The following is a 15009-nucleotide window of genomic DNA, read 5'->3' on the forward strand; positions in this document are numbered from 1 at the left end:
TTTCAGAACACCAGGTGTTCTGCGCGTACAATCATTGACATACCAGAAGTCAGCTGTACACGAACGCCATCTTTGGTGATTTCCACAACGGTGGCGTCCATTGCGTTATTGCCTGCTTTTACCTTCAGCGCCTGGCCGACGGTCAGAACGGAAACATCCGATACCGGAGTAAGACGCTCTTCACGCGGAGCTTTGGCTGCAACAGGACGCGGTTTACGCTGTTCAGCACCCTCTTTACGACGCGGCTGCTGAGGACGCGGTTTACGCTCGCGGCGAACGCCTTCATCCGGCTGGCCTGCAGCGGCAGCGGCTTCGCGTTTTTTCGCCTGCTGGGCAGCGCGCTGCGCCTGAACGCGAGCTTTCGCTTCTTCCAGCTGCTGACGCGCATGGGCAATGTGCTGCTCTTCCAGTTCGCCGCACGGGTTGCCGTCCAGGTCAACGCGGATAGCGCCGGCTTTTACGCCGTAGAGATAGCGCCAGCTCGAGGTATAGAGACGTAATGCAGCGCGAAGCTGGGTTTTGCTGAGATTCATCTCACCACCCACTCGCTCAACGAGATCCTGAAAAATTCCGATTTTCAGGGGGCGCGCTTCGCCTTCAGCGCTGAAGCACTGAGGGAAACGTTCGGCCAGAAAGGCGATAACTTCTTTACTGCTATTCAACTTAGGTTGATTTTCCATGAAATTTCCTGATTACAACGGACGTAGCCAACAAGCCGCAGGCATGAACAGGCGACATTATAATGACGTCCTCGCTAAATGCTACGTTATCCGTTGATTATCCCACGACACGGGTAAAGATTTTTTGATAATCAGTGGCCGCGATGAGTTTTTCCAGATGCTCGACCAGCGTGCGCAACCCCTGCTCATCTTCAGCAGTGAAGCGGCCGTAAGCCGGACTGTCGATATCCAGCACGCCAATAATCTGGTCGTTCACGCGCAGGGGGAAGACAATTTCCGAATTACTGGCGGCATCGCAGGCGATGTGGCCGTCAAACGCGTGGACGTCCTCGACGCGCTGCACCTGGGCTTGCGCCACCGCCGCGCCGCATACGCCGCGCCCGACCGGGATCCGCACGCAGGCCAGTTTGCCCTGGAACGGCCCCAGCACCAGGGTATCGCCTTCCAGAAGATAGAAACCGGCCCAGTTGACCTCGCCCAGTCGTTCAAACAGCAGCGCGCTGGTATTGGCGATCATCGCCAGGAAACTGGTTTCACCTGCCATTAATGCCTGGAAATCGCGGTTCAAATCCGCGTAAAATTCTGTTTTGCTCATTATATCTTCACTTGGTTGTCTTACTGCCTGATACGTACAGCCTACTAAAATAAGCATTAAATGCGCTTGGGCTCAAGATGAATTCATTCATAGGTTAAGATAGTGGGATACATTCATTCCTGTACGTATTAAATGCCGATAAAAACATCCACCCTTAAGCCTGCGAATAAGATGGTCGTGCATGCCGTGAGCACACCGCTTCCCTATGCGCATTATCAGCGCTGTACGCAGTGTGACATGCTCTTTCGCTTACCAGTGCTTAAACGCAACCAAAGCGCCTGGTGTCCGCGCTGTAACGCGAAGGTGCGCGATGGCCGGGACTGGTCGTTGACCCGTCTGGGCAGCATGGCCCTGGCGATGCTGCTGTTAATGCCCTTTGCCTGGTCCGAACCCCTGCTGCGCCTTCACCTGCTGGGGGTTCGCATTGACGCCAACGTCCTGCATGGAATTTGGCAGATGACCGCGCAGGGCGATCCGCTTACCGCCGCGATGGTGCTGTTTTGCGCGGTGGTCGCCCCGGTGCTGCTGGTGGTTTCGATTAGCTATCTGTGGCTGGGCAACGTGCTGGGGATGAACCTGCGTCCGGTGCTGCTAATGCTCGGTAAGCTCAAGGAGTGGGTCATGCTGGATATCTATCTGGTGGGCATCGGCGTCGCCTCCATCAAGGTGCAGGATTACGCCTTTCTGCAGCCCGGCATCGGCCTCGTGGCATTTATCTCCCTGACGCTGCTGAGCATCCTGACGCTTATCCATATGAACGTCGAAGAGCTGTGGGAGCGATTCTATCCCGAACGGCCGGCGACCCGCGCCGATAACAATCTGCAGGTTTGCACCGGCTGCCACTACACCGGCTACCGCGACGCCCGCGGCCGCTGCCGGCGCTGCCACACGCCGCTGCACCATCGCCGACCGCAGAGCCTGCAGCGCAGCTGGGCGGCGCTGATTGCCTCGCTGATTTTGCTCTTACCGGCCAACCTGCTGCCGATCTCCATCATTTACGTTAACGGCGCGCGCCAGGAAGACACCATCCTCTCCGGGATCATCTCCCTCGCCAGCAGCAATATCGCCATCGCCGGCGTGGTGTTTATCGCCAGTATTTTGGTGCCATTCACCAAAGTTATAGTGTTATTTACCCTGCTGCTCAGCATACAATTCAAATGCGAGCAGGGGCTGCGCACCCGCATCCTGCTGCTGCGGCTGATAACCTGGATTGGCCGCTGGTCGATGCTGGATCTGTTTGTTATCTCACTCACCATGTCGCTAATCAATCGCGATCAGCTCCTCGCCTTTACGATGGGGCCGGCCGCGGTTTACTTCGGTGGCGCGGTAATTTTAACTATTCTTGCAGTTGAATGGCTGGACAGCCGCTTACTTTGGGACGCACATGAGTCAGGAAACGCCCGCTTCGCAGACTGAAGCCAGAATAAAAACCAAACGTCGTATCTCGCCATTCTGGCTGCTGCCGGTCATCGCGCTGCTGATTGCCGCCTGGCTCATCTGGACCAGCTTTGACGACCGTGGATCGACGATCACTATCGATTTCCAGTCTGCTAACGGCATCGTGCCGGGGCGGACGCCTATCCGCTATCAGGGGGTGGAAGTCGGTACCGTCCAGGACATTAGTCTCAGTAAAGACCTGAGTAAAATTGAAGTTTCCGCCAGTATCAAACGCGATATGAAAGAGGCGCTGCGCAAAGATACGCAGTTCTGGCTGGTCACGCCGAAAGCCTCTCTGGCCGGCGTGTCAGGACTGGATGCCCTGGTGGGCGGGAACTACATCGGCATGATGCCGGGCAAGGGCGAACCCGAAGATCACTTCGTCGCCCTCGACACCCAGCCAAAATACCGCATCAACAACGGCGAGCTGATGATCCACCTGCAGGCGCCCGACCTTGGCTCTCTGAGCAGCGGCTCGCTGGTCTACTTCCGTAAGATCCCGGTCGGGCGGGTGTATGACTTCACGCTGAATGACAATAACCAGGGGGTCACCATTGATGTGCTGATCGAGCGCCGGTTTACCAACCTGGTGAAAAAAGGCAGCCGTTTCTGGAACGTCTCCGGGATCAAAGCCGACGTCGGCCTGAGCGGGGCCAAAGTGCAGCTGGAGAACCTTTCCGCGCTGGTGAACGGCGCCATCGCCTTTGACTCCCCTGCCGATTCGCAGGCCGCCTCGCAAAACGATGACTATCATCTGTACGAAGACCTGGCGCACAGCCAGCGCGGGGTGGTGGTGACCCTCGACCTGCCGGACGGCGACGGCCTGAAAGCGGGCTCGACGCCGCTGATGTATCAGGGGCTGGAAGTGGGCCAGTTAAGCAAACTGAATCTTAACCCTGGCGGCAAAGTCACGGGCGAGATGACCGTCGACCCGAGCGTGGTGACCCTGCTGCGGGAGAAAACGCTGATTCAGATGAAGAAGCCGAAGATCTCCCTTGATAACCCCAGCGTCAGCGCCCTGCTCACCGGCAATACCTTTGAGCTGGTGCCCGGCGAAGGCGAACCGCGTAATCACTTCTCCGTCATGCCAGCGGATAAAGCGCTGCTGGAGGAGCCCAATGTCGCCACCGTCACCCTTTCGGCGCCGGAGAGCTACGGGATCGACGGCGGCCAGCCGCTGGTGCTGCACGGGGTGAAAGTCGGCCAGGTGCTGGAGCGCAAGCTGACGGCCAAAGGGGTGACCTTCCAGGTGGCGATTGCCCCGGAATACCGCGATCTGATCCGCGGCGACAGCAAGTTTGTGGTGAACAGTCGTCTGGACGTCAAAGTGGGGCTCGATGGCGTGCAGGTGCTGGGCGCCAGCGCCAGCGAATGGGTGAACGGCGGGATCCGGGTGATCCCGGGTGAAAAAGGCGAAATGCAGAGCAGCTATCCGCTGTATGCCAACCTCGAAAAGGCGCAGGAAAACAGCCTGAGCGAAGTGCCGACCACCACCCTGAGCATCTCCGCTGAGACGCTGCCTGACGTTCAGGCTGGCTCGGTGGTGCTGTATCGTAAATTCGCCGTCGGCGAGATCATCGCCGTCAAACCGCGCAAAGACGCTTTCGATATCGATCTGCATATCAAGCCGGAGTACCGCTACCTGCTGACCAACAACAGCGTCTTCTGGGCGGAAGGGGGTGCGAAGGTCAAACTTGACGGCAACGGACTCACCGTTCAGGCCTCGCCGCTGGCCCGCGCCATTAAAGGAGCGATCAGTTTCGATAACCTCAACGGCAGCAGCGCCAACGCGCGGCTGAATAATAAACGCATCCTTTACGCTTCTGAAACGGCGGCGCGCGCCGTGGGCGGCCAGATCACCCTGCACGCGTTCGACGCCGGGAAGATGGCGGCCGGGATGCCGATTCGCTATCTCGGCATCGATATCGGTCAGATCCAGTCCCTGGAGCTGATCACCGCCAAAAACGAGGTGCAGGCGAAAGCCGTGCTTTACCCGGAATACGTCGGCACGTTTGCCCGCGCCGGGACTCGCTTCTCGGTGATCACCCCGCAGATCTCCGCGGCAGGCGTGGAGCATCTCGACACCCTGTTCCAGTCCTATATTAACGTTGAGCCCGGACGCGGCCCGGCGCGTCGCGACTTTGAGATTCAGGATACGACGATCAGCGACTCGCGCTATATCGACGGTCTGAATATCGTGGTGGAAGCGCCGGAGGCCGGATCGCTTGGCATCGGTACGCCGGTGCTGTTCCGCGGTCTGGAAGTCGGGACGGTGACCGGTCTGTCGCTGGGATCGATGTCTGACCGGGTCATGGTTAAGATGCGCATCAGCAAGCGCTACCAGTACCTGGTGCGCAATAACTCGGTGTTCTGGCTGGCCTCAGGTTACAGCCTCGACTTCGGCCTGGTTGGCGGCGTGGTGAAAACCGGGACCTTCAATCAGTTTATCCGCGGCGGGATCGCCTTTGCCACGCCGCCGGGTACGCCGCTGGCGCCGAAGGCCCAGGACGGCAAGCACTTCCTGCTGCTGGAGAGCGAGCCGAAAGAGTGGCGGGAGTGGGGCACCGCCCTGCCGCAGTAATCCTCACCTCCCCTTCTCCCGCCCCGGCAAACGCCGGAGGCGGGCAGACGACAAACCGCACGCCCCGGTGTCCTGCACCGGGGCGTTTGTGCTAAACTGCGCACCCTTTTTTTCTGTGGTGCGCTGCCCGTGGCCGAAAATACTGTCTATTTCCCTGAAGCGTTTCTCGCTCAAATGCGCGCGGCGATGCCGGCGCACCTCTCTTTCGACGACTTTATCGCCGCCTGTCAGCGCCCGCTACGCCGTAGTATTCGCGTCAATACGCTGAAAATTAGCGTCGATGATTTCCTCTCTCTGGTCGCGCCCTATGGCTGGCAGCTGACGCCGGTCCCCTGGTGTGAGGAGGGATTCTGGATCGAACGGGACGACGATGCGCTGCCGCTGGGCAGCACTGCCGAACACCTCAGCGGGCTGTTCTATATTCAGGAAGCAAGCTCAATGCTGCCGGTCGCCGCCCTGTTCGCCGACAACCCGCAGCCTGAACGGGTCATGGACGTTGCCGCCGCCCCGGGGTCGAAAACCACCCAGATCGCCGCCCGGATGGGCAATGCGGGCGGCATCCTGGCGAATGAGTTCTCCGCCAGCCGGGTGAAAGTGCTGCATGCCAACATCAGCCGCTGCGGCATCAGCAACGTCGGCCTGACCCATTTCGACGGCCGGGTGTTCGGCGCGGCATTGCCCGAAGCCTTCGACGCCATTCTGCTTGATGCCCCCTGCTCCGGCGAAGGGGTGGTACGCAAAGATGCCGACGCGCTGAAAAACTGGTCGCCGGAGAGCAACCTCGACATCGCCGCCACCCAGCGCGAGCTTATCGACAGCGCTTTCCATGCCCTGCGCCCTGGCGGGACGCTGGTCTATTCGACCTGCACCCTGAACCGCGAAGAAAATCAGTCAGTCATTCACTGGCTGCTGTCCCGTTACCCGCAGGCGGTAGAGATCCAGCCGCTGGGAGCGCTGTTTCCCGGCGCGGCCGATGCCTTAACCGCGGAGGGATTTCTGCATGTCTTCCCGCAGATCTACGATTGTGAAGGCTTCTTTGTCGCTCGCCTGCGCAAGACTGCGGCGATCGATCCGCTCCCGGCGCCGGGCTATAAGGTCGGCAAATTCCCGTTTGTGCCGCTGAAGGGCCGGGAAGCCGCCGCGGCAACCGCCGCCGCCCGCGCTGTCGGCCTGGAATGGGACGCGAGCCACACGCTGTGGCAACGAGATAAAGAGCTGTGGCTGTTTCCGCAGTCTATGGAGCCTCTGTTTGGTCGGGTGCGATTTTCGCGCATTGGCGTGCGCCTGGCGGAGATGCACAATAAGGGTTATCGCTGGCAGCATGAGGCGGTTATCGCCTTTGCCGCGCCGCAGCGCGCCTTCGAGCTGACGCTGGAGGAGGCGGAAGCGTGGTATCGCGGACGCGACGTCTATCCGCAAACCCCGCCAGCGCAGGACGAAGCCATTGTGACCTTCCAGGGCGTGCCGCTGGGCCTGGCCAAGCGCGTCGGCTCCCGTCTGAAGAACAGTTATCCGCGCGAGCTGGTACGCGATGGGAAACTTTTTGCCGGCAAGGTGTGACACCGCGCAAAAAATACGCACTTTTTGACTGGCGGTTTTCCCCCCATTGACTACGCTGAAAAATGACGGCCGCAACTGGTCGTACCACAACTCAGCTGAAAAATGGGGTGAAGCGATGAGTAAAACCAATGTCCGCATCGGCGCGTTTGAGATAGACGATGCCGAACTGCATGGTGAACATCAGGGTGAGCGAACGTTAAGCATTCCCTGCAAATCCGATCCAGATTTATGTATGCAGCTTGACGCCTGGGATGCCGATACCAGCGTTCCCGCGATTCTCAATGGTGAACATTCCGTCCTCTACCGTAAACATTACGACCGCCAGTCCGATGCCTGGGTCATGCGCCTTGCCTGACACCAATGAACCCGTCGCCTGAGACGGGTTATTTATTTCCCCGTCCCGCCGTCATCCCCTACACTAAATAGTATGTGCCCCCGGACATGAGGCCAGGATGTTTGCCTTAGTGTTGTTTATTTGCTATCTGGATGGCGGCTGCGAGGACATTGTGGTTGACGTCTACCGCGAGGAAACGCAGTGCCTGGTGGCGATGGAAGATCAGCGGATCCGCCACGGCGGCTGCTACCCGATAGAAGATTTTATTGACGGCTTCTGGCAACCCGCCAGCGAATACAGTGACTTTTAGCCTGCCGACTGCAGCGCCACCAGGGTCAGCGTGCCGCCGAACACGGCGCCGGTGTCAATATAGTGTTGATTGTCGTAGTCACAACGCGCGCGAAGCGGCGTATGGCCAAACCAGAAATGGTCAGCCCCGGCGATAGCGCCATGACGCCCTGCCAGATGTTCACTCAGACGATGGCGGCTCCACAGGACCCGCTGGGGATCCACCGGCTGCTGCCAGCGATAGACCGGCGCCGGATAATCGGCATGGGCGATCACATGCCGCGCCTTTGCGCACTCCACTTCAATAATCAACGGCAGCCGCTGACAGCGCGCCAGCAGCCGATCGACGTCAGCCCGCTGCCGCACGTTGCTCCGGGCGTACCAGTCGCCGCCGTTCATCTGCCAGAGCGTCATATCTCCGCTCTCCAGCGCCTCCAGCGCCATCTGCTCATGATTCCCGCGCACGGCCCTGAACCAGCGGCTGCGCAACAGGCCGAGACAGTCAGCGCTTTGCGGCCCGCGATCGATCAGATCGCCAACCGAGATCAGCAGATCGGCCCAGGGATCAAAGCGCAGCCGGCGCAGGCGCTCCATCAGCAGCGCAAAGCAGCCATGCAGATCGCCCATCAGCCAGATATTACGCCAGTCGCTGCCATTAATACGCTGATACATATAATTACCTCTCTGCCGTAATTATAGGTAATTCCAGCTTACAGCCGCTGTTTTTTATTTACACCTCAATCGATTTTAAACAAACGGCAAATATAGTCGGCCAGAGCATTAAGCTTATCAGTGCCTCGCTTTAAAATAGCAGGAAATAACAACGAGGTGTTTATCGTGACAGACAATAGCCTGCATTCATCCAGCGTGCTTACGCCGCGCTCGCATCTCATTGCCGATCTGGTGATGGGCAGATTAACACCCGCACCTATCTGGCGGCAGAAAAATTACCGCTTTAAGTTTCTGCTGCGCACGGCGTTATTTTATAGCCCTACCAAAGCGATGCTGGAGGCGCTGAGCGCTCGTGACGATTTTAACCAGCTGCTGACGGCGCAGGCGACGCTGCCGGGGAAAGTGCACCGTCAATATCTGACGCGCGATCTCAACGCCTGGCAGCGGGCGATGGCGGTCATAAGCCATTATCGCTATGTCGATACCCTGCGCGGGTCGCGGCTGGCGCATGCCATGACCGCGGTGTGCGAGGTCCCGTTGCTGACGCTCAATGGAAAGGATGAACGCCAGTTTACCCTCTCGGCCTCTTCGGCCGGGAAGGCCGAGCGTGAGGGTGAAACCACCCTATGGCTGCGCGACAGCGACCATACCCTGCTGGCCAGCGCGACCTTCAGCGTGACCCGGGAGGGCGACGCCTGGCAGCTGGTCATCGGCGGTTTACAGGGACCGCGACGCCACGTTTCTCATGAGGTGATCAAGCAGGCGACCCGCGCCTGCTACGGTCTGTTCCCGAAGCGCCTGCTGCTGGAGTTTATCTGGCTGCTGGCCGCTCGCAGCCATATCGCGGCGATTTACGGCGTCAGCGATAACGGCCATGTGTTCCGCGCCCTGCGCTATCGCCTGAGCAAGGGGCGCCATTTCCACGCCAGCTATGACGAGTTCTGGCAATCCATCGACGGCAAGCCGGAAAGCCTCTGGCGCTGGCAGCTACCGCTGCGTCTGGAAAGAAAACCGCTGGAGAGCATCGCCAGTAAAAAACGGGCCGAATACCGGCGTCGATTCCAGCTGCTGGATCAGCTGGCGGAGCAGGTGGCAATATTGACGCAGCCGCTGCCGGGCATGTAAATTTCGCGACCAGCGACGCCCCGTTACGCGGCGTTTGCTTATTATGTTCTTATTTCGCTACTATCATGGTCCCGCAGGCCATTGGATAGTCGTTAGCATGATGAGTAAAACCGAAATTTTTCTGCTGATTATTCTGGCGGTCGTGCTGCTGGGCAGCATATGGTTTATTTTCAGCGATGAAATTTGGCTTTTACTCTGCTATCTGGAGAGTCAGATATTTCCCACCTTTAGCGTTCCGGAATAATACTGTTTGCCCGAAACTACACCTCTGAATATTATTTCCCGCCACGTAGTGGGGCGCGGACGACTAATCGCATGAATTGCCAAATCAATAAGGTTTTGTTTATTCTATTTATCATACAAATAGGTATACTAGCAGACTTCCGATGTTGGCCCGCCAGTTAACCTGCACGCCGGGCCTGTTTAGGTGCAGGTTTTTTCTTTTCCTCTCCCCTCGCTTACGGTTCCGCCTTCCTCATATCGTTCTTCCGCAGGATGCAATTTGTGTGTAAATGAATTGTGTATGCTAAAAACGGTGTGCTATAACGGGACATCCAGAGACCAGCCTGGTGATTGACTGACAGGATGTCGCTGGTCATCGCGAAAGCAGACAGATTAAGATAAAAAGAGACCGAATACGATTCCTGTATTCGGTCCAGGGAAATGGCTCTTGGGAGAGAGCCGTGCGCTAAAAGTTGGCATTAATGCAGGCTAAGTCGCCTTGCACTATAAGAATAGTTTAACGCGTCAGCTTTTCCAGTCTGCGGCCAATGTGGCCGAATAATTCCTGGAAAAGAGGGCGCTGTTAGCGAAAAAACCGCCACTGCCGTTGTCCGGCAAGGGCGGTTTTTTTTATGTCATTACAGCGAGATAGCGCGAAAATCTAGCAGAGCTTCTGCGCGCGCTCGATAAACGGCGCGAGGCTCATTTTTTGCCCAGGGTGCTGCGGATCGTCGATCTGGATCACCGAGATCGGCTGGGCAGTGGTTTTGCCGGCTTTAACCTGCTGCTCAGCCACCTCATTGAGCGGATACTGGACCAGGGTGCTCGGGTTGATAGCGTAGAGGGCATTGCCCGGACGACAGGTCAACATCACCTCTTCACGGTTGAACGCCCAGCTCTCCTTTCCTACCTCAAAGCGGCTCACGGTGATAATTTGCGGCGCCGCCAGAGCAGCGCCGGAGCTTGCCAGTAACAACATGGTCAGAACAATTTTTTTCATGATTTTGCCAGTTAATTCAATAAGGTTCCCAGGTGGCAAACAGGCTGACGGCCAGCAGCGCCAGCGCGCCCAGCCCTATCTCGGCCTGCGTGGTTCGCAGGATCAGGCTTTCCGCCCGCGAACCGCTTGCCGACATGCGCGGTACCAGAACATACCTGTTCACTAACGCAATTACCACCATCCCGGCCACCAGCGCACATTTGATCAACAGCAGGCGTCCCCAGGGCGATGCGCCAATCAATCCTCCCTGGATCAACAGCGCATTGATCGCCCCGCTGGCAAGGGTGCCGGCGACGGCCAGATGCCCGTAGCGTGAAAAGCGCGCCATGGTATAGACCGCGGCCTGCCGCCAGCGCCCCTGCGCCAGGCGCAGGCAATAGATAAAGGGCAACAGGCCGCCGAACCAGCTGGCAACGCAGAAGAGGTGGACAGCATGATTAGTCCGCTGCAGGGCGCCGAGTAAACCATCATGCATGGCGGCATGCCCTACCCCAGCGGAAAGCAGCAGCTGGGCCGCCAGCAGGGCCACCAGCTGGCGAGCGCCGTGGCGGGGACGGATCCACACCACGGCGAGGGCGATCCACGCCAGCAGGATCTGCCAGATCCACACCCCGCCGAAGCGGGTACCCGCCACCGCCTGCCAGACGGCGGGTTGCCAGACATCCGCCCAGCCCTCGCCCATCATCCCCCCCTGCAGCAGATACAGCGCCAGGGTAGAGAGCGCGCCGATCAGCAGCAGCGGGCGCAACAGCGGATAGAAGCGCAGCATCAGTACGCGTCGCAGCGGCACCGGCGCCCACCAGGCGCCATACAGCACGCAGCCAAAAGCCAGCATCAGGGCGATAAAATGCCCAAAACGCAGGGTAATATAGAGCCCGGTCAGCATCGCTTACTTCACGCTAAAGGTGTATTGCCCTTTGGTTTTATGGCCATCCACTGAAACTACATGCCATGCCACAGTGTATTCTCCCGGCCGCAGGGTTTCCGCCACAGGCACGGTGACCTGGGTGGGGTTGTCGGCGCTGCGGGTCAGTTTGCCGGTGGCCACCGCATGCTGCTGCGGACCGGTGACGGACACCCCGCTGAACGCGGGTTCAATGCCTTCGGAGAAACTGAGCGTCAGCGTCTGCGGAGAAGCCGCCAGCTGCGCACCGGCGGCGGGGATCTGCTGCTGCAGGTGAGCGTGGGCGAGCGCGCCCGTCGCGGTTAATAGTCCGGCAAACGCAACGGAGAGGCGCATCGCGCGTCCAGCAAGAAGTCGCATATTCGTCATTCCCTTTTGTTATGTCTGTAGCACAGAGAATAACCCTGTATAATGGCAGAGTCGAGCCGGGCGTCAGGCCCTGACCGGGTTTACAAGCAGAGTGGAGTGTATGATGGAAAGAAATCTGGCCAAAATTTCGCAAGATGAGATGGATAAAGTCAACGTCGATCTCGCCGCCGCCGGCGTCGCCTTTAAAGAGCGGTATAATATGCCGGTGGTCGCTGATTTGGTCGAGCGTGAACAGCCCGCCCATCTGCGCGACTGGTTCCGCGAACGACTGATCGCCCATCGGCTGGCCTCCGTCTCGCTGTCCCGCCTGCCCTGGGAGCCGAAACAGAAATAATGCCTACTTCCCCCCTCGCCGTCGGTTGGCAAGCCTGGCCAATTGCTTTACGCTTATTGTTTTGCTCTGGAGCGAGCCATGCTGCGCGTCATTGATACCGAAACCTGCGGACTGCAGGGGGGCATCGTTGAAGTCGCCTCGGTCGACATTGTCGACGGGCAGATCACCAATCCCATGAGTCATCTGGTGCGTCCTGACCGCCCCATCAGCCCGCAGGCGATGGCTATCCACCGAATTACCGAAGAGATGGTCGCCGATAAGCCGTGGATTGAGGAGATTATTCCGCACTATCATGGCAGCCCGTGGTATGTCGCGCATAACGCCAGCTTCGATCGTCGGGTGTTACCGGAGATGCATGGCGAGTGGATCTGTACCATGAAGCTGGCCCGCCGGCTGTGGCCGGGGATCAAATACAGCAATATGGGGCTCTATAAATCACGTAAGCTGAACGTGGCCACGCCGCCGGGGCTGCATCACCACCGGGCGCTGTATGACTGCTATATCACCGCTGCGCTGCTGCTGGATATCATCAACGTTTCCGGCTGGACGCCTGACGAAATGGCCGATATCACCGGTCGGCCGGCGCTGCTCACCACCTTCACCTTCGGCAAATACCGCGGTAAAGCCGTCGCCGAGATTGCTGAAAACGATCCAGGCTATCTGCGCTGGTTATTCAACAATCTCGACCGCATGAGCCCCGAGCTGCGCCTCACGCTTAAGCATTACCTCGGGGAATAGCCCCTACACTGCCGCTTTCCCCGGCAGTGTCCCCTGCGCCAGGGCGATGAAAAAGGCGTACTCCAGCGCCACTCCCTCATAGCTTTTAAAGCGCCCGGATTTTCCGCCATGGCCGGAGTCCATATCGGTGCAGAGCAGCAGCAGGTTATCGTCGGTTTTCAGTTCACGCAGTTTCGCCACCCACTTCGCCGGCTCCCAGTATTGCACCTGGGAATCGTGCAGCCCGGTGGTCACCAGCATATGCGGATACGCCTGCGCCTTCACGCCGTCGTAGGGGCTGTAGCTTTTCATGTAGTGGTAATAGGTTTCATCCTGCGGGTTCCCCCACTCTTCAAATTCGCCGGTCGTCAGCGGAATGGTCTCATCCAGCATGGTGGTCACCACGTCGACGAACGGCACCTGAGCTATTACGCCGTGGAACAGCTCTGGACGCTCGTTAACGGCCACTCCCATCAGCATTCCGCCGGCGCTGCCGCCCATGCCATAGCAGAGCCGCGGGTCGCCGTACCCCTGGGCCAGCAGCGCATCGCAGACGTCCAGATAGTCGTTGAAGGTATTTTTCTTGCACAGGAATTTTCCATCCTCATACCACTGCTGGCCCAGCTCCCCGCCGCCGCGGACGTGGGCGATGGCGTAAACAAAGCCCCGGTTGAGCAGGCTCAGCCGGCTGGCGCTGAAATCGGCATCGATACTGTCGCCATACGAGCCATAGCCATAGACCAGCAGCGGATTGCTCCCTTTACGAAAATGGTCGCGATGGTAGACCAGAGAGACCGGGACTTCGACGCCATCGCGGGCGGTTACCCACAGGTGCTCGCTCTGATAGCAGCGGGTGTCCAGCCCCTTCACCTCCTGCTGCTTGATCACCCGTCGTTCGCCGGTATCCATATCCAGCTCAAACAGGGTGTCGGGCGTGGTCATCGAGGAGTAGCCGTAGCGCAGGCGCGACGTTTCAGGCTCCGGGTTATAGGCAAGCCAGGTGACATAGGCCGGATCGTCAAAGGCGATCCCTACTACCTCCCGGGTCCTGCGGTTAATCTGCCGCAAACTGGTCAGGCCGCGCTGACGCTCCTCGACGACCAGCCAGTCGGTAAACAGGGTAAATCCTTCGAGCATTACGTCGTGACGCGGCGGGATCAGCGTGGTCCACTGCTCTTCATCGCGCAGTACGGTACGGTAGAGGCCAAAATTCTTCCCCTCCCGGTTGGATCGCAGATAAAAAGCGTGCTGATAGTGATCGAGGCTGTATTCATGATCTTTACGCCGCGGCAGGAAGCAGACCGGCTCGGCGTCTGGCAATTCGGCGTTGAGCAGCAGCACTTCGCTGGTGGTGGCGCTGGAGAGATAGATCACCACGAACTGCTGGGATGTGGTTTTATGCACGCTGACGTAGAAGGTCTCATCTTTTTCCTCATAGACCAGCGCGTCGCTCTGCGCCGGCGTCCCGACGGTGTGGCGCCAGACCTGATAAGGAAGCAGCGTGGTGGGATGTTTACGCACATACCACACAAAGCGTGAATCGTTGCTCCAGGCAAAGCCGGAGGTGACATTTTCCAGGGTCTCCGGATACCACTCGCCGTTGCTGAGGTCGCAAAAGCGCAGGCCGTACTGGCGGCGGGAGAGATAATCTTCCGCCACCGCCATCAGCTGGTTGTTGGGCGCAATGCCCAGCCCGCCCAGGGTGTAAAACTCGCTTTTCGCCGCCCGCTGGTTGCCGTCGAGCAGGATCTCCCACTCGTCCCACTCCTCTTTCAGCACTGACTGGCGCTGGTAGATAGCGTATTCGCAGCCCGGCTCGTACACCTGACGATAGCGAAAGCCGTTTTTGCTGTAGGGGGCCGAGACTTCCCGCTGCGGAATGCGGTCGATAATCTCTTTCAGCAGACGCTCCTGCAGGCTGAGCTGCGAATCCATCACTTGCTTGCCGTAGGCGTTTTCCGCGTGCAGATATTCCAGCACATCAGGCCGCGCGCGTTCATCGTCGCGCAGCCAGTAATAGTTATCGATGCGTGTATCGCCATGCAAGGTCATGGCGTGAGGGATCCGTTTGGCTTTAGGTGGCATGTTATTCTTCTGCTGCTTTTTCGTGACACAAGAGCATTCAGGCCGCAGGGTGGCGCCTGAATGATGACGTGTCTATAAGGGTGGCAAAAGACGCGGGCGATGCAAG

General features: G+C 58.7%; 15 protein-coding genes and 1 pseudogene. 9 read left to right on the forward strand and 7 right to left on the reverse strand.

What is annotated here, in order from left to right; genetic code table 11:
* Window positions 1–2 precede the first annotated feature (2 nt).
* Window positions 3–680, reverse strand: a complete 678-nt coding sequence (gene proQ, locus AC6CWS_RS14825) for an RNA chaperone ProQ (protein ID WP_023290227.1) — start codon at window positions 678–680, stop codon at window positions 3–5.
* An 81-nt stretch (window positions 681–761) separates the two neighbouring features.
* Window positions 762–1275: pseudogene (locus tag AC6CWS_RS14830) on the reverse strand (GAF domain-containing protein).
* A 132-nt stretch (window positions 1276–1407) separates the two neighbouring features.
* Here AC6CWS_RS14830 and yebS point away from each other — a divergent pair.
* The 5 genes from yebS to AC6CWS_RS14855 all read left to right on the forward strand — a co-directional run bounded on the left by yebS (window position 1408) and on the right by AC6CWS_RS14855 (window position 7497).
* Window positions 1408–2691, forward strand: coding sequence for a membrane integrity lipid transport subunit YebS (yebS, locus tag AC6CWS_RS14835; protein WP_032428915.1), 1284 nt, complete (start codon window positions 1408–1410; stop codon window positions 2689–2691).
* On the forward strand, window positions 2660–5293 hold the full coding sequence (locus AC6CWS_RS14840) for a PqiB family protein (RefSeq protein ID WP_498256411.1): 2634 nt from the start codon (window positions 2660–2662) through the stop codon (window positions 5291–5293). The genes yebS and AC6CWS_RS14840 overlap by 32 nt, the downstream gene beginning before the upstream one ends.
* A gap of 129 nt (window positions 5294–5422) precedes the next feature.
* The gene (gene rsmF, locus AC6CWS_RS14845) at window positions 5423–6853 is read left to right on the forward strand and encodes a 16S rRNA (cytosine(1407)-C(5))-methyltransferase RsmF (RefSeq protein ID WP_065881171.1); all 1431 of its coding nucleotides are present in this window, start codon (window positions 5423–5425) and stop codon (window positions 6851–6853) included.
* A gap of 115 nt (window positions 6854–6968) precedes the next feature.
* Window positions 6969–7208 carry a YebV family protein gene (locus tag AC6CWS_RS14850; protein ID WP_002911393.1) on the forward strand — a complete coding sequence of 80 codons (240 nt, stop codon included), beginning with the start codon at window positions 6969–6971 and terminating at the stop codon, window positions 7206–7208.
* 97 nt (window positions 7209–7305) lie between these two features.
* Window positions 7306–7497: a YdfD/YebW family protein gene (locus AC6CWS_RS14855; protein WP_002911395.1), complete on the forward strand. Its 192-nt coding sequence runs from the start codon at window positions 7306–7308 to the stop codon at window positions 7495–7497.
* Here the strand turns inward: AC6CWS_RS14855 and pphA are convergent.
* The gene (gene pphA, locus AC6CWS_RS14860) at window positions 7494–8147 is read right to left on the reverse strand and encodes a protein-serine/threonine phosphatase (RefSeq protein WP_023290232.1); all 654 of its coding nucleotides are present in this window, start codon (window positions 8145–8147) and stop codon (window positions 7494–7496) included. The two genes, AC6CWS_RS14855 and pphA, sit on opposite strands and share 4 nt — an antisense overlap.
* A 156-nt stretch (window positions 8148–8303) precedes the next feature.
* Between pphA and AC6CWS_RS14865 the strand changes: the two genes are divergently transcribed.
* Both AC6CWS_RS14865 and AC6CWS_RS14870 read left to right on the forward strand, forming a co-directional pair.
* Window positions 8304–9272 carry a VirK/YbjX family protein gene (locus AC6CWS_RS14865; RefSeq protein ID WP_072413392.1) on the forward strand — a complete coding sequence of 323 codons (969 nt, stop codon included), beginning with the start codon at window positions 8304–8306 and terminating at the stop codon, window positions 9270–9272.
* A 100-nt stretch (window positions 9273–9372) separates the two neighbouring features.
* Window positions 9373–9516 carry an Ecr family regulatory small membrane protein gene (locus AC6CWS_RS14870; protein ID WP_032425946.1) on the forward strand — a complete coding sequence of 48 codons (144 nt, stop codon included), beginning with the start codon at window positions 9373–9375 and terminating at the stop codon, window positions 9514–9516.
* A gap of 639 nt (window positions 9517–10155) precedes the next feature.
* Here AC6CWS_RS14870 and AC6CWS_RS14875 read toward each other — a convergent pair.
* From AC6CWS_RS14875 to yobA, 3 genes are read right to left on the reverse strand one after another with little or no spacing between them, the layout of a single operon-like run.
* Window positions 10156–10494 carry a YebY family protein gene (locus AC6CWS_RS14875; protein WP_002911404.1) on the reverse strand — a complete coding sequence of 113 codons (339 nt, stop codon included), beginning with the start codon at window positions 10492–10494 and terminating at the stop codon, window positions 10156–10158.
* 16 nt (window positions 10495–10510) lie between these two features.
* Complete coding sequence (copD, locus tag AC6CWS_RS14880; protein WP_048297809.1) at window positions 10511–11380, reverse strand: copper homeostasis membrane protein CopD; 870 nt, start codon at window positions 11378–11380, stop codon at window positions 10511–10513.
* A gap of 3 nt (window positions 11381–11383) precedes the next feature.
* Window positions 11384–11758: a CopC domain-containing protein YobA gene (gene yobA / locus AC6CWS_RS14885; RefSeq protein ID WP_032453372.1), complete on the reverse strand. Its 375-nt coding sequence runs from the start codon at window positions 11756–11758 to the stop codon at window positions 11384–11386.
* A 112-nt stretch (window positions 11759–11870) separates the two neighbouring features.
* On the opposite strand from yobA, the gene AC6CWS_RS14890 reads away from it, so the two are divergent.
* Together AC6CWS_RS14890 and exoX are read left to right on the forward strand one after the other, a co-directional pair.
* Complete coding sequence (locus AC6CWS_RS14890) at window positions 11871–12101, forward strand: DNA polymerase III subunit theta (RefSeq protein ID WP_002911406.1); 231 nt, start codon at window positions 11871–11873, stop codon at window positions 12099–12101.
* A 78-nt stretch (window positions 12102–12179) separates the two neighbouring features.
* Window positions 12180–12839, forward strand: a complete 660-nt coding sequence (gene exoX, locus AC6CWS_RS14895) for an exodeoxyribonuclease X (RefSeq protein WP_023290237.1) — start codon at window positions 12180–12182, stop codon at window positions 12837–12839.
* Window positions 12840–12842: 3 nt separating this feature from the next.
* Here the strand turns inward: exoX and ptrB are convergent, their stop codons facing one another.
* On the reverse strand, window positions 12843–14903 hold the full coding sequence (ptrB, locus tag AC6CWS_RS14900; protein WP_065881164.1) for an oligopeptidase B: 2061 nt from the start codon (window positions 14901–14903) through the stop codon (window positions 12843–12845).
* Window positions 14904–15009 lie beyond the last annotated feature (106 nt).

It is taken from the genome of Klebsiella sp. M041 (assembly GCF_059759695.1).

Excerpts from the sequence above, each read along its gene's own strand:
- AC6CWS_RS14875 (WP_002911404.1), bottom strand. The coding sequence starts at position 10,494 with ATGAAAAAAATTGTTCTGACCATGTTGTTACTGGCAAGCTCCGGCGCT.
- yobA (WP_032453372.1), bottom strand. The coding sequence starts at position 11,758 with ATGCGACTTCTTGCTGGACGCGCGATGCGCCTCTCCGTTGCGTTTGCC.
- AC6CWS_RS14870 (WP_032425946.1), top strand. The coding sequence starts at position 9,373 with ATGAGTAAAACCGAAATTTTTCTGCTGATTATTCTGGCGGTCGTGCTG.
- AC6CWS_RS14850 (WP_002911393.1), top strand. The coding sequence starts at position 6,969 with ATGAGTAAAACCAATGTCCGCATCGGCGCGTTTGAGATAGACGATGCC.
- exoX (WP_023290237.1), top strand. The coding sequence starts at position 12,180 with ATGCTGCGCGTCATTGATACCGAAACCTGCGGACTGCAGGGGGGCATC.
- yebS (WP_032428915.1), top strand. The coding sequence starts at position 1,408 with ATGCCGATAAAAACATCCACCCTTAAGCCTGCGAATAAGATGGTCGTG.
- pphA (WP_023290232.1), bottom strand. The coding sequence starts at position 8,147 with ATGTATCAGCGTATTAATGGCAGCGACTGGCGTAATATCTGGCTGATG.
- copD (WP_048297809.1), bottom strand. The coding sequence starts at position 11,380 with ATGCTGACCGGGCTCTATATTACCCTGCGTTTTGGGCATTTTATCGCC.
- ptrB (WP_065881164.1), bottom strand. The coding sequence starts at position 14,903 with ATGCCACCTAAAGCCAAACGGATCCCTCACGCCATGACCTTGCATGGC.
- AC6CWS_RS14855 (WP_002911395.1), top strand. The coding sequence starts at position 7,306 with ATGTTTGCCTTAGTGTTGTTTATTTGCTATCTGGATGGCGGCTGCGAG.
- AC6CWS_RS14890 (WP_002911406.1), top strand. The coding sequence starts at position 11,871 with ATGGAAAGAAATCTGGCCAAAATTTCGCAAGATGAGATGGATAAAGTC.
- proQ (WP_023290227.1), bottom strand. The coding sequence starts at position 680 with ATGGAAAATCAACCTAAGTTGAATAGCAGTAAAGAAGTTATCGCCTTT.
- AC6CWS_RS14840 (WP_498256411.1), top strand. The coding sequence starts at position 2,660 with ATGAGTCAGGAAACGCCCGCTTCGCAGACTGAAGCCAGAATAAAAACC.